The sequence below is a fragment of the Hydrogenophaga sp. Root209 genome (genome assembly GCF_001428625.1).
Lineage (GTDB): Bacteria > Pseudomonadota > Gammaproteobacteria > Burkholderiales > Burkholderiaceae_C > Hydrogenophaga.
This window is the reverse complement of the sequence record NZ_LMIE01000032.1, coordinates 266997-279720: the sequence shown is the minus strand read 5'-3', so window position 1 is coordinate 279720 and position 12724 is coordinate 266997. Positions and strand designations below refer to the sequence as shown.

At 64.0% G+C, this 12724-nt stretch carries 12 protein-coding genes; 9 read left to right on the top strand and 3 right to left on the bottom strand.

Annotation, left to right across the window (positions count from 1 at the left end):
• Window positions 1-224 precede the first annotated feature (224 nt).
• From ASE11_RS22570 to ASE11_RS22555, 4 genes are all read left to right on the top strand, one after another.
• Entirely contained in the window at window positions 225-1772 is a 1548-nt protein-coding gene (locus tag ASE11_RS22570) for an alkaline phosphatase PhoX (RefSeq protein ID WP_056277138.1), read from the top strand.
• A gap of 26 nt (window positions 1773-1798) precedes the next feature.
• Window positions 1799-2374, top strand: coding sequence for a PEP-CTERM sorting domain-containing protein (locus ASE11_RS22565; RefSeq protein ID WP_056277135.1), 576 nt, complete (start codon window positions 1799-1801; stop codon window positions 2372-2374).
• A gap of 177 nt (window positions 2375-2551) precedes the next feature.
• Window positions 2552-3223, top strand: coding sequence for a lamin tail domain-containing protein (locus ASE11_RS22560; RefSeq protein ID WP_156406456.1), 672 nt, complete (start codon window positions 2552-2554; stop codon window positions 3221-3223).
• Between the two features lie 18 nt (window positions 3224-3241).
• Window positions 3242-4213: an SdiA-regulated domain-containing protein gene (locus ASE11_RS22555; protein ID WP_056277132.1), complete on the top strand. Its 972-nt coding sequence runs from the start codon at window positions 3242-3244 to the stop codon at window positions 4211-4213.
• A gap of 77 nt (window positions 4214-4290) precedes the next feature.
• On the opposite strand, the gene ASE11_RS26185 is transcribed toward ASE11_RS22555, so the two are convergent.
• The 3 genes from ASE11_RS26185 to ASE11_RS22540 form a co-directional block, all read right to left on the bottom strand.
• A complete protein-coding gene (locus ASE11_RS26185) occupies window positions 4291-4644 on the bottom strand; it encodes a phosphatase PAP2 family protein (RefSeq protein WP_162258083.1) in 354 nt (117 codons plus the stop codon).
• A gap of 340 nt (window positions 4645-4984) precedes the next feature.
• Entirely contained in the window at window positions 4985-6544 is a 1560-nt protein-coding gene (locus ASE11_RS27025) for a methyl-accepting chemotaxis protein (RefSeq protein ID WP_056277126.1), read from the bottom strand.
• A gap of 221 nt (window positions 6545-6765) precedes the next feature.
• Complete coding sequence (locus ASE11_RS22540) at window positions 6766-7635, bottom strand: phosphodiesterase (protein WP_056277123.1); 870 nt, start codon at window positions 7633-7635, stop codon at window positions 6766-6768.
• A gap of 62 nt (window positions 7636-7697) precedes the next feature.
• On the opposite strand from ASE11_RS22540, the gene ASE11_RS22535 reads away from it, so the two are divergent.
• From ASE11_RS22535 to ASE11_RS22515, 5 genes are read left to right on the top strand one after another with little or no spacing between them, the layout of a single operon-like run.
• Window positions 7698-8465, top strand: a complete 768-nt coding sequence (locus ASE11_RS22535) for a DeoR/GlpR family DNA-binding transcription regulator (protein ID WP_056277121.1) — start codon at window positions 7698-7700, stop codon at window positions 8463-8465.
• On the top strand, window positions 8462-9457 hold the full coding sequence (locus ASE11_RS22530; RefSeq protein WP_056277118.1) for an ABC transporter ATP-binding protein: 996 nt from the start codon (window positions 8462-8464) through the stop codon (window positions 9455-9457). The genes ASE11_RS22535 and ASE11_RS22530 overlap by 4 nt, the downstream gene beginning before the upstream one ends.
• A gap of 9 nt (window positions 9458-9466) precedes the next feature.
• A complete protein-coding gene (locus tag ASE11_RS22525) occupies window positions 9467-10744 on the top strand; it encodes an ABC transporter substrate-binding protein (protein ID WP_056277116.1) in 1278 nt (425 codons plus the stop codon).
• Window positions 10745-10763: 19 nt separating this feature from the next.
• A complete protein-coding gene (locus tag ASE11_RS22520; RefSeq protein WP_056277113.1) occupies window positions 10764-11639 on the top strand; it encodes a carbohydrate ABC transporter permease in 876 nt (291 codons plus the stop codon).
• A gap of 10 nt (window positions 11640-11649) precedes the next feature.
• Window positions 11650-12468 (top strand): carbohydrate ABC transporter permease, encoded by an 819-nt coding sequence (locus ASE11_RS22515; RefSeq protein ID WP_056277109.1) that lies wholly within the window; start codon window positions 11650-11652, stop codon window positions 12466-12468.
• The last annotated feature ends 256 nt before the right edge of the window (window positions 12469-12724 follow it).

Below are 12724 nucleotides of genomic sequence, written 5' to 3'. Positions count from 1 at the left end.
CGACGGCCGGATCAGAGCAGGCAGTTTGAAGGCCGTATGTGACACCTTGAATTCGGTCGCGTGAATGCTGGCTGGGTGATGGGCGCTCCGGCATGAGCCGATCGGCTCATGCAGTGTGAAGCGCTGTCAAAGAGCAGGTCCAAACGTCAGCGGGCATGTCACTGCGGTTTCAACACACCACAGCAAGCTTGTGGCTGTCTTCAACCACCGAAAGAGTCAGCCCCATGTCCGACCAAATTCCCGAACTTTCCCGCCGCAATCTGCTGATCGGCGGAGGCGCTGCGGCCATCACGGCAGCGTTCACCGGCCCTGTTACGGCGATGGCCAACACCATCGACCAGGGCTACGGCGCCAACTGCGCGCCGGCCGATGCTTCCTCACTGATGGCCAGCCCTTACGGCCCCACGGCGCCGGTGAAAGACCTGACCACCGGCCTGCCTCTGATCGAGCTGCCGGCTGGCTTCACCTACAAGAGCTACGGCTGGCGCGGCGACATCATGAGCGATGGCTTGCCAACGCCAGGTGCGCACGACGGCATGGGTGTGGTGGTGTCTCGACGTGTGGGCCGCAGCAATGAGATCATCCTCGTGCGCAACCACGAGCAGTCGTTGTCCACCAACGTGAACAACGTGATCGGCAACGGCCGCGCCAACGTGGCCAAGTACGACACCGGCCTCACGGGCGGCAGCTACCAGATCGGTGGCAACACCAACCTGGTGTTCCGCGATGGCAACTGGGTGGAGAGCTACGCATCTTTCGGTGGCATCTACCGCCCCTGCGCGGGCGGTTCGTCGAGCTGGGGCAGCTGGCTCAGCAACGAGGAAATCGGCAGCAACAGCATCAGCACCACCGGCAAGAAGCACGGCTACATCTTCGAGATCCCGGCCGACACCAGCCAGAGCGCGGCCAACGTGAACCCCATCATCGACATGGGCCGCATGGCGCACGAGGCCAGTGCCCTCGACCTCGACACCGGATACTGGTATCTCACCGAAGACGCGGGCAACGCGAACACCTTGTACCGTTTCCTGCCCAACAACATCAACGGTGGCCTGGGCTCGCTGCACGAAGGAGGTCGCATGCAAGGTCTGGCCGTGACCGGTCAGCCTGGCGCCGATCTGCGCTTCCCCACGCTGTGCCAGGAATTCCAGTGCGAGTGGGTTGAAGTGGCCGATCCAGATGCGGACCGCGCGTCCATCACCACCACCGTCAGCACCGTCACCGGCAGCGGCCCGTTTCGCGGCGCCTATGCCAACGGTGGCGCCATCTTCGGTGCCAACGAAGGCTGCTGGGTTGCCAACGGCGTGGTGTTCTTCACCGACAAGGCCACCGGCTCTGCCACCGCCACGACACCGGCGCGCGCCGGCGTGATCTGGTCGCTGGACCTGGCCACCATGGTGCTCAAGGCCATCTTCGTGAGCCGCGATCGTGTGGTGGGCAACTCGCCCGACAACATCTGCATCAGCCCACGCGGCGGCTTGCTGTTCAACGAAGACGGTGGCGACGGAAGCCCCACCAGCGCCCCCATTGCGTCGCAACACCTCAAGGTGCTGGCGCCCAACGGCCGCAGCTACATCTTCGCCAAGAACAACTACAACTTCACGCGCGCCCAGCTCGACGCGGTGGGCAAGACGGGTGCCAACAGCGGCAACCAGCTCAACACCGAATGGGCCGGCAGCGTGTTCAGCCCCGATGGCCGTGTGCTGTTCGTGAACATCTACACCGGCGTCACGCTGGCCATCACCGGCCCGTGGAGCAAGGGCACCCTTTGAACCATCTCAACAGAAAACCGACCACCATGAACAAACACCTTCTCGCCCTGGTTGCGGCGGCCTCGCTGGCCGGCCTTGCTCCTGCTCAAGCCGCCACCTTCACCGGTGTTGTTGGCAGCACCTCAGCCGACGTTGCAGACTTCAGCACCGATGGTCTGATCGCCTTCGACATCGACTTCTCGTCGCTCACATCGGCCACGCTGGGCTACACGATTGACGCGGCCGATGTGCTGGGCGGCCTGTCCTTCAACGCTGTGCTGCGCAACTACACGGGCGGGGGCATCGACCGCTACACGTTCGGCCTGAGTTCGGGCAGCTTCGGCAACCTGGGCACCGTGACGCGCAACTTCGGTGGCAGCAGCAACATTGTGTTCAACGGCGCAGATGCCATCGTCACGTTTTCGCCGGCGGAGTTCTATGACATTGAAATCGGTGACCCGCTCGGCAATGGTGGTGTGAACTGGACCATTGCGGGCCTGAATGTGGGCGACAGCCTGAACATCACCGTGACGTCGGCCGTGCCGGAGCCGGAGACCCTGGCCATGCTGCTCAGCGGTCTGGGCATGGTGGGCTGGATCACGCGCCGTCGCCGCCAGGGCTGAGTTCAGCGCCCGGGCGCCTTGCGCGCGCGTTGGCCGTCGGCCTTCCTCGGGAATGGTCCATTCGGACCATTCCACCGAGGGAACTCCTTCAAACCGCCGTTGCACTTCCTGCTTAGTCTTGGCAGGCCGTGCACGGCGGCGTCGCCATTTCATTCCACCACCTTTTCAAGGGTCACCATGTCGCTGCGTTCCTCACTCTCCCTGTCCGCCCTGTTGTCTGCGCTTGTCCTCACGGCCACAGCCGCCACGGCGCAGGTCCGCATCACCGAAGTCGCGCCCTGGAGCAGCGGCAACTCCGTGGTGTCAGCCGACTGGTTCGAGCTGACCAACTTTGGCACTTCCGCTGTCGACATCACCGGCTGGAAAGTGGACGACAACTCGAATGCATTTGGCTCTGCGCTGGCGCTGACCGGTGTGTCCAGCATCGGTGCAGGCCAGTCGGTGGTCTTCATCGAAGGCAGCGCAGCGACCGCCGGCAGCTTCCTGAGCAACTGGTTCGGTTCCCCATCCTTTGCAGGCGTGGTGGTCGGCACCTACAGCGGTTCCGGCATTGGTTTTGGCACTGGTGGCGACGCGGTGAACATCTTCAACGCAGCGGGCGCACTTCAAGCCCGTGTTGACTTCGGTGCATCCGACGCCTCGTCGCCCTATCAGACGTTCGACAACTCGGCCGGCTTGAACAACGTGACCTTGAGCACGCTCAGCACAGCGGGCACCAATGGCGCGTTTGTGATCGCTTCAGGCCTCGAGATCGGCTCGCCCTCCCTGGTCCCCGAACCCGAAACCTACGCCATGTTGCTCGCTGGCCTGGGCCTGATGGGTGCAGCCATCCGCCGCCGCCAGGCTTGAGCGTCACCGGGAGCTGCCATGAAACTGATTTCAACCTTGCTGGCCGCGTCCTGCGCGCTCGGCTTCAATGCATTTGCGGCCACCAGCATCAATCTGTCGGCCTACCAGGTCACAGGCAACTACACGCTGGACGCCAACCCGGGTAACGGCGTGTCGGGCCTGGAAGCCTCTGCCATCACGTTCGCCCGCGATCGCGGTACGAACGGTACGCTGTTTTTCGTGGGCGATGAAGGCACAGGCGTGGTCGAGATTTCTCTCACTGGCCAGACGCTGAGCAGCATGTCGTTCAGTGGCGGCACCAACCTCGGCTGGCCCACCACCAGCACCAACCGCGACTCCGAAGGCCTGACCTACCTGGGCAACGGCGTTCTGGTGGTGGCCGAAGAGCGCCTGCAGGATGCTTTCAGATTCACCTACGTGGCAGGCGGCAGCGCCAATCTGGCCACCGCGCCTTCGTCCTCGATCGGCAGCGGCAGTGTGGGCAACAACGGTCTTGAAGGCCTTTCGTACGATGCCCGCGACGGCAGCTTTGTGTCTGTGAAGCAGGCCTTGCCTCAGGCCGTGTTGGGCGGCACACTGGACTTCACCACCGGTGCGTCCACCATGGGTGCCTTGTTTGATCCGGCGCTGCTGGGCGTGACCAGCCTGTCCGATGTGCAGACACTCTCACCTGTTTCGGCACTGGCGGGCACCGACGGCGCCGACAACCTGCTGATCCTCAGCCTGGATTCGCGCAGGCTGCTGGAAGTGACACGAAGCGGGCAGGTGCTGAGCAGCCTGAACTTGGCGGGCATCACCAGCCAGGCCATCGAAGGTGTGACGGTCGACGATCTGGGCAACCTGTACCTGGTGGCCGAGGACTCCGGCACAGCCAACTCGCGCCTGTTTGTGCTGACAGCACCCGTGCCGGAGCCCGAAACGTACGCCATGCTGCTGGCAGGCCTGCTCCTGATGGGTGCCGCGACGCAGCGCCGACGCAGCAAGAAGTGACAGTTCCGCGCCGGTGAGCGGTTGTTCGATTGACCGGTGGGAGGCGGATTGCGTTTCCCGCCGGCCCCGCCGAACGATCACAACCAGTGGCTCGTTCCCCAGCCAAATGCCATGCCCATCAACAGGCCGGCGACCACGTCCGAAGGAAAATGAGCACCGGCATGAACGCGGGCCCAGCCCGTGAGCACCGCGATCACAGGTATCAACACCAACTCGGAGCCGACGCCCACCCACGGCATCAGGGCTCCCGCCACACAGCCCATGACGGCTGCATGAGTGCTGGGCATGCCGCCCCGGTCCGAATGGCCCAGGTGGTTGTCGCACAGACCGACGGCAAAAGGGCGCTTCGCGCACCACCGTTTTGAAGCACGTTTGACCAGCAGTTGCAGCACGCCAGCACTCAACAGGGCGGTCAGCACGGGTGGGAGCATGTGGTCTCTGAAGGCGAGGGTTCCGCTGATCACGGCCAGCAAGGGCACCCAACTCCAGCGCGCAAACTGGATCGCAAGGTGCAGCCGTTTTGGTCGATCCGGCCGGCCGGCCCCTATCCACCGAAAGCACCTGATATCCAGGTTCAGCAGGGCCACAGCCGGTGTGGGGAGTGTGTAGGGTGTCAGGTTCTGCATGCAGCAGAGCGTGCCGGTGCCCTGTGACCAAGACGTGAATCAGGCGAGACGCCTTCGCATTTATGGGTCGCGCGTGGCTTGAAGGCCGTGCAGAAGAATCCCACTCATCCCCGGGTCTCCCTCACAGCATTCGAACGGATGCAGGTCAACTTGCAACGGTTGAAAAACGGCCCATGGTTGCCGAGAGCCGAGTGGCTTGATCCTGCATGCTTTGCGCAGCGGCGGCGCTTTCTTGAACCAATGCCGCGTTCTGGTGCGTGATCTTGTCCAACTGGCTGACCGCTGTGTTGACATGCCCGATGCCATCGCTTTGCTCTGATGCCGCAGCGGTGATCTCGCCAATCATGTCCGAGACACGCTGCACCGAACCGACGATCTCGCTCATCGTCAGCCCAGCGTCTGCAACCAACTTGCTGCCTGCCTCCACTTTGTCCACGCTCGCCCCGATCAGCCCCTTGATCTCCTTGGCCGCCTGCGCGCTGCGTTGCGCGAGGTTGCGCACTTCTCCAGCCACGACGGCGAAGCCGCGACCCTGCTCGCCAGCACGCGCCGCTTCCACCGCCGCGTTCAAGGCAAGGATGTTGGTCTGAAAGGCGATTCCATCGATAACGCCGATGATGTCGCTGATCTTCTTGCTGCTGTGATTGATTTCGTCCATGGTGGCAACCACTTGTCCCACCACCCGGCCACCGCGCGCGGCGATCGCCGCCGCGCTGGACGCCAGTTCATTGGCCTGTCGTGCGGCATCGGCGCTCTGGCGCACCGTGCTGGTGAGCTTCTCCATGCTGGCGGAGGTTTGCTGCAGGCTGGTTGCCGACTGCACTGTGCGAGCACTCAGGTCTTGGTTGCCCGTTGCAATTTCCAACGACGCCGCGTTGATGCTCTGCACGCCATCACGAATTTCCGTCACGAGCATTCCGAGGTTGTCCTGCATGCGCTGAATGCCGCCGAGGACGCGACCCATCTCATCCGATCCTCCAGAGCTCACCCGCGTGCCGAGATCACCCTCAGCCACTCGTTCAATGGCTGCGGCAGCCGCGCCTAGCGGCAGGATGATGCGATGACCGATGGCGTACCCCAGCACCAGCATCACGGAGAGTGATGCGACCGACGCAAGAAGCGTGAGTTGAATCGCGCTTTTCTGAATCGTCGACAACTGGGTTGTCGTCACTGCCACGCGCGCTGACACCTTGTTGCTGATGGTGCCCAGCGCCTCATCGATGGAGCGCACCTGTACCAAGGCAGGTTCAAGTGCCTGGTTGGCTCGCCAAGGGTCATTCACCTCACCTCGGGTGATACCCACATGGATGGATTCAACAACTTTCGAATAGCCCGCCAACGCGGCGATCAAATCATCGGTCAGCGGCCGCTCTTCGGAACTCAGCAGGGGGCGAAGGTCTTCAACTCGCTGAGCTCCCAGGGCAACTTGTTCGCGCCACAGTCTGTGATCGTGGTTCAGTGCTTCCTCATCTGCGAGGTTGAGGAACATGTCCTTTTCAAGGCGGCGCATATTCCCCACGTTCGCGCGCAGATCACCCAACACCTGCACGGTTGAGACCTCCTGTTGTGCGAGCTGTTCACCTGCACCGACGGCCTGCTGGAGGCCGCGCAGCGCGGTGATGGCAACGACGGCGATGCCCAGCGCGCATGCGCCGACCAACAGGATGAGCTTGGCTCGCGTGGAGATGTGTGAGATCCAGTTCATGGTGAAGAGTCAGTGAGGTTTGAGGTTCAACAGTTGATGGCTTGGTTTGGATATCGACTCAATCCACACCATCTTGAGTTTTTATGATCTGGTTAAAGTGCCTGAATTCCCCGGTTGTCATGGGCTTGAAGCTATGAAATTGATAGCCTTCATGAAGTTTTTATGACACTCCCACGCGCTCGTTGCCGGAGACGGTGACCAGCAGATTTCGCGGCCCGCGATCAAGCGTATAGCTCTGCAGGCCCATACTCACCCACGTTGGCCCCATGTGTAACCACCGTTCCTCCCACGATTGCGTGCAGCGCATAACCGGGGGGCTCGCGTCGGTAGGCGGGTGGTCCATCTGTGCGCAGATCGAGCACGATCTGGTGCGCCGTGGACGGCACCGTCATGGCAATCGTTCCACCAAAGCGCCGAACGATGGGGCGGTGCAGGTGTCCGCAAATCACGCGCTCGACCTGAGGGTGTCGGCGCAGCACGTCGGCCAAGGCATCGAAGCCTTCGCGCAGGCCGATGCCATCCATGTGCCCGATGCCGGTGGCAAACGGTGGGTGGTGCATGGCCACGATCGTGGGCTGTTGCGGCTCCACGCCCAACGTACGGTCCAGCCAGGCGAGGCGGTGTTCGCACAACGAGCCGTGGGCCGCTCCTGCGACCACCGTGTCCAGCGCGATGAGGCGCATGCCGGCCACCTCGCGCACCCACAGCACGTAGGGCGAGAGCGCCTCATCGTTCACGGGCCTCAGCTCCGTGTGGTCCGGAAATGCCAGGCGCATCGCTGCGACCGAGTCGTGATTGCCAGGCATCAGCCAGACAGGGCAGGTCAGCGGCTCCAGCAGTCGCTGAAGGTGCGCGTACTCGTCGGCGTTGCCCCGGTCGACCAGGTCGCCGGTGAGCACCACGGCAGTGGCGGGCGGTTGAAGGGCTCGCACACTCGCCACGGCGCTGGCCAGCAGAGCGGGGGTGTCGATGCGGTCCATGAGCAGGCGCCCGGGCGCGACGATGTGAGGGTCTGTCAGTTGCACAAGCACGGTGGTGTTCTCCTGAAGGGCCCCGCATTGGAACCCGAAATGCAATGACCTGAGTGACATCAACAGGTCACATTCGGCTTCTACGCTGTTCGTATGAACTTGCCAGACGCATTCATTCGAACATGCTGGAACTGAAGCAGGGCTCCCGTGCCCAGCAGATCCTGGACCTGGTGAAAGGTCGGGGTCTGGTGGACATCAACGAGCTGGCGCGCCAGTTCGATGTCACGCCGCAGACCATCCGTCGCGGTGTGAACCACCTCAGCGAACTCGGACTCCTGCGCCGCGTGCACGGAGGTGTCACGCTGCCGGTCAAGGGCGTCAATCTGCCCTATGAGGCGCGCCAGGACCAGCAGCTCGAAGGCAAGCGGCGCATCGCGGCTGCGGTGGCGGCATTCATTCCAAATGGCGCTTCGGTGTCGATCGGCCTGGGCACCACGCCGCACCAGGTTGCGCTGGCATTGCGCTCCCACAAACGCCTGCGCGTGGTGACGAACAGCCTGCGCGTGGTGTTTGCGCTGGCCGGCGGCGACGAGCTGGAGATCGCGGTGGCCGGCGGTTTTCTGCGTCCGGCCGATCTGGACGTGGTGGGTGAGGCGGCCGTGCGTTGTTTCAACGGATTCAAGACCGACTTCGCGGTGTTCGGCGTGGGTGGCATCGATGCCGATGGCATGCTGCTGGACTTCGACCCGGCCGAAGTGGCCGCCCGCGAAGCCATGCGGCTGAACTGCCGACAGTCGTTGCTGGTGGCCGATGCGAGCAAGTTCGGACGCGCGGCCATGGCCAGAGGCGGACGCCTGGCGGACATGGACCACCTCTTCATCGACGAGCGACCCGTCGCGGCGTTCCGCGCGCTCCTGAAGCAGACTCGGCCGCAGGTGCACGTCGCATGAGCCGCGTCGAACTGCACGGCATCGCCAAGCGCTTCGGCGACCACGCCGCGGTGCAGGATGTGAATCTCGTGGCCGAGGCGGGCGAGTTCGTTGCCTTGCTCGGGCCCTCGGGCTGCGGCAAGAGCACCACGCTGCGCCTGATCGCGGCGCTGGAGCAGCCCGATGCCGGTCGCATCGTCATCGGAGGCGTCGACGTCACGCACGCGCCAGCCGCCGAGCGAGGCATTGCCATGGTGTTCCAGAACTACGCGCTGTTTCCCCACCTCACTGTGGCCGAGAACATCGTCTTCGGCCTCACGGTGCGCCGCGTCGACAAGGCCGAGCGCGCGCGGCGACTGGCGCACACGGCGGAGCTTCTGGGCTTGCAGGCCTTGCTCGACCGCAAACCCTCGCAGCTCTCGGGCGGCCAGCGCCAGCGGGTGGCGCTGGGCCGGGCCATCGTGGCCCAGGCGCCGGTGTGCCTGATGGACGAGCCTCTGTCCAACCTGGATGCGCAGCTGCGCCAGCAAATGCGCAGTGAGATCCGCGAACTGCAGCAGCGCCTGGGCATCACGATGATCTACGTCACCCACGACCAGACCGAGGCCATGACCATGGCCGACCGCGTGGTGCTGATGCGCGCGGGACGCATTGAGCAACAGGGCACGCCGCAAGACTTGTATGAGCGCCCAGCCAGCACCTTCGTGGCCGGCTTCATCGGCGCCCCTGCGATGAACCTGTTTCCTTCGCCGAAGGGCGATGCCTTGTGGGGCGTGCGCCCCGAGCAGATGCGTCTGCTGTCCGCCCTTGAGGGCATGCCCGCCCGCGTGGTGGCCGTGGAGTACCTGGGCGCCGAGAGTCTCTTGATTTGTGAGGCGGGTTCGGTGCGCCTGGTGCTGCGCGCCGACGGCCACCAACTGCCCCGCAAAGGCGACACGGTCGGCCTGGGCTGGCCCGACGCTGCCTTGCACCCCTTTGACCGCGACAGCGGTCTGCGACTTACCCAACCCTGAGGAGAAACCATGAAACCCTGGACCCTGAGCCTTGCCGGCGCTGCCCTGAGCGCGACCCTGAGCCTGCCTGCCTTTGCGCAGGAACTGAGCTTCTACTACCCGGTCGCCGTGGGCGGGCCGGTCACCAGGATCATCGACGGCATGGCCGCCGACTTCGAGAAGGAACACCCCGGCATCAAGATCAAGCCGGTGTATTCGGGCAGCTACCAGGACACCATCACCAAGGTGTTGACCGCAGCCAAGGGCGGCGACGCGCCCCACATCGCGGTGATGCTCTCCACCGACATGTACACCCTGATCGATGAAGATGTGCTGGTGCCCTTCGACGAGATGGCCAAGACCGAAGCCGACAAGACCTGGATGAACAGCTTCTACCCCGGCTTCATGCAGAACAGCCAGACCGGCGGCAAGACCTGGGGCATTCCGTTCCAGCGCTCCACCGTGGTGATGTACTGGAACAAGGACCTGTTCAAGGAAGCCGGCCTGGACCCGAACAAGCCACCGCAGAACTGGAGCGAGCTGGTGGACTTCGGCCAGAAGCTCACCAAACGGGACGCCGCCGGCAATGTCAGCACCTGGGGCGTGCAGGTGCCTTCCTCGGGCTTTCCCTACTGGCTGTTCCAGGGTTTCACCACCCAGAACGGCGCGCAGCTCATGAACCCCGCCGGCACCCAGACCTACTACGACAAGCCCGAGGTCGTGCAGGCTCTGCAATTCTGGATGGACCTGTCGCAGAAGCACAAGGTTCACCCTCCCGGCGTGGTGGAGTGGGGCACAACGCCCAAGGACTTCTTCGAGCGCAAGGCGGCCATGATCTGGACCACCACCGGCAACCTGACCAACATCCGCAGCAACGCCAAGTTCGACTTTGGCGTGGCCATGCTGCCGGCCGGCAAACAACGCGGCACGCCCACGGGTGGTGGCAACTTCTACGTCTTCAAGAAGTCCAGCGCGGCCGAGCGCGAGGCGTCGATGAAATTCATCCAGTGGATGACCTCGCCGAAGCGCGCGGCGGAATGGGCCATTGCCACCGGCTATGTGGCCGTGAGCCCCGCAGCCTGGGACACCCCTGAGATGAAGAAGTACCTGACCGACTTCCCCGCACCCATCGTGGCGCGCGATCAACTCAAGCACGCCGTGGCCGAACTCTCGACCCACGAAAACCAGCGCGTGACCAAGGCGCTCAACGACGGCCTGCAGGCTGCGCTCACCGGCGCCAAGCCAGCGCAGCAGGCCCTGCAAGACGCCCAGCGAGAAGCCGACCGCATTCTGCGGCCGTACCGCTGAAGCACGGCCGGGTGTTGTGATGCTTGATCGTCGCAGCGCCGTTGTGGGCTGGCTCTTGCTGCTGCCAGCAGCGCTGCTGCTGCTCGCGTTCACGCACTACCCGGCGGTGGCCACGCTGTGGCACAGTCTGTTCAGCACCGCCCGGCCCAACCGCCCCGCGCGCTGGATCGGCATCGACAACTACCGCGCGCTGGCCGACGACCCGGTGTTCTGGACCTCGCTGTTCAACAACGCCTGGTACGCGCTGGGCACCATCGTGCCGGCGATTGCGCTGTCGATCGTCATGGCGCTGTGGGTGGACCGCAAGCTGGCCGGCCGTGCCCTGCTGCGGCTGGCCTATTTCACGCCCACCGTGCTGCCCATGATCGCGGTGGCCAACATCTGGCTGTTTTTCTACACGCCCGACTACGGCCTGCTCGACCAGATCCGCAGCCTGGTCGGCGGCGCAGCCCACAACTGGCTGGGCTCGCGCGAGACGGTGCTGGGCGCGGTGATGGTGGTGGCGGTGTGGAAGGAGGCCGGTTTCTTCATGATCTTCTACCTCGCCGCGCTGCAGCAGCAGTCGCCCGAGCTGCGCGAGGCCGCTGCGCTGGAGGGATGTGGCCGCTGGCAGTTCTTCTGGCGCGTCACATTTCCGCTGCTCATGCCCACCACGCTGTTCGTGCTGGTCAATGCGGTGATCAACGCCTTCCGCCTGATCGACCACATCGTCGTGATGACGCGCGGCGGACCCGACAACGCCAGCTCGCTGCTGCTGTTCCACATCTACGAGACCGGCTTCAAGTTTTGGGACGCCGGCTACGCCGCCGCGCTCACCGCGGTGCTGCTGGCCGTGCTGGCCCTGCTGGCGTTGCTGCAGTTCGGCCTGCTTGAGCGCCGAACGCACTACCAATGACGCGCGCCACATGTTGAACCCGAGTCGCACCGACACATGGCTGAATACCGCCGGCGCCTGGACGCTGGCCATGCTGTGGCTGCTGCCCTTGCTCTATGCGGTCTGGTCGGCGTTCCACGCCACCGAGTTTTCGGCCCGTTTTGACCTGCTGGCACCGCTCACGCTGGACAACTTCCGTGCGGCCTGGGCGGCCGCGCCTTTCCCGCGCTATTTCCTCAACACCTTTGCGCTGGTGAGCGGCATCCTCGTCGGGCAGATGGTCTTGTGCACCCTGGCCGCTTATGCGTTTGCGCGCTTCTCGTTTCCGGGCCGCGACATCGCCTTTGGTCTGGTGCTGGTGCAGCTCATGGTGATGCCCGACGTGGTGCTGGTGGAGAACTACCGCACCTTGCACCAGCTTGGCCTCACGGACACGCTGAGCGCCATGGCCTTGCCCTACATGGCGTCGGCCTTCGGCATTTTTCTGCTGCGCCAGACGTTCAAGACCGTTCCCAAGGAACTGGAAGAGGCCGCGCGCGTCGAGGGCTGTGGCGCCATGGGCGTGCTGTGGCGCGTGTACATCCCGCTCGCCACACCGGTCTATCTGGCCTATGCCCTGGTCTCCGTGAGCTACCACTGGAACAACTTTCTCTGGCCCCTGGTGATGTCCAACTCGGTGGAGACACGTCCCTTGACGGTCGGGCTGTCGGTGTTTGCCGGCACGGACCAAGGCATCGACTGGGCCATCATCAACGCCGCAACGCTGATCTCCAGCGCGCCCCTGCTGGTGGCCTTTCTGCTGTTTCAACGGCACTTCGTCCAGAGTTTTCTGCGTGCGGGCATCCGCTGACCGTTCAAATGAACCCACAAGGACTTGCTGGCTTATCGCAGCAAGATTGACGTGTATCAGTCAATTCAAGTCGCCAACGCCAACGCCAACGCCAACGATTACTGCTGCGGAATCGGATCGGCATACCGCTGGTGCCGCGGGAATGCGCAGCGACTTGACCACGTAGTCCACATCGCCGCAGGCAAAGCCGCGCAGAAGCGTTCCAGGGCTTCCGAGGCGTCACGCGCGGCGAGCACCACATAGCCTGCGGCCGGGT

Bases quoted from the DNA above. Each gene is read 5' to 3' on its own strand.
- ASE11_RS22535 (WP_056277121.1), top strand. From the start codon at position 7,698: ATGCTGGAACTGAAGCAGGGCTCCCGTGCCCAGCAGATCCTGGACCTG.
- ASE11_RS22530 (WP_056277118.1), top strand. From the start codon at position 8,462: ATGAGCCGCGTCGAACTGCACGGCATCGCCAAGCGCTTCGGCGACCAC.
- ASE11_RS27025 (WP_056277126.1), bottom strand. From the start codon at position 6,544: ATGAACTGGATCTCACACATCTCCACGCGAGCCAAGCTCATCCTGTTG.
- ASE11_RS22515 (WP_056277109.1), top strand. From the start codon at position 11,650: ATGTTGAACCCGAGTCGCACCGACACATGGCTGAATACCGCCGGCGCC.
- ASE11_RS22570 (WP_056277138.1), top strand. From the start codon at position 225: ATGTCCGACCAAATTCCCGAACTTTCCCGCCGCAATCTGCTGATCGGC.
- ASE11_RS26185 (WP_162258083.1), bottom strand. From the start codon at position 4,644: ATGCTCCCACCCGTGCTGACCGCCCTGTTGAGTGCTGGCGTGCTGCAA.
- ASE11_RS22560 (WP_156406456.1), top strand. From the start codon at position 2,552: ATGTCGCTGCGTTCCTCACTCTCCCTGTCCGCCCTGTTGTCTGCGCTT.
- ASE11_RS22525 (WP_056277116.1), top strand. From the start codon at position 9,467: ATGAAACCCTGGACCCTGAGCCTTGCCGGCGCTGCCCTGAGCGCGACC.
- ASE11_RS22555 (WP_056277132.1), top strand. From the start codon at position 3,242: ATGAAACTGATTTCAACCTTGCTGGCCGCGTCCTGCGCGCTCGGCTTC.
- ASE11_RS22540 (WP_056277123.1), bottom strand. From the start codon at position 7,635: ATGTCACTCAGGTCATTGCATTTCGGGTTCCAATGCGGGGCCCTTCAG.
- ASE11_RS22565 (WP_056277135.1), top strand. From the start codon at position 1,799: ATGAACAAACACCTTCTCGCCCTGGTTGCGGCGGCCTCGCTGGCCGGC.
- ASE11_RS22520 (WP_056277113.1), top strand. From the start codon at position 10,764: ATGCTTGATCGTCGCAGCGCCGTTGTGGGCTGGCTCTTGCTGCTGCCA.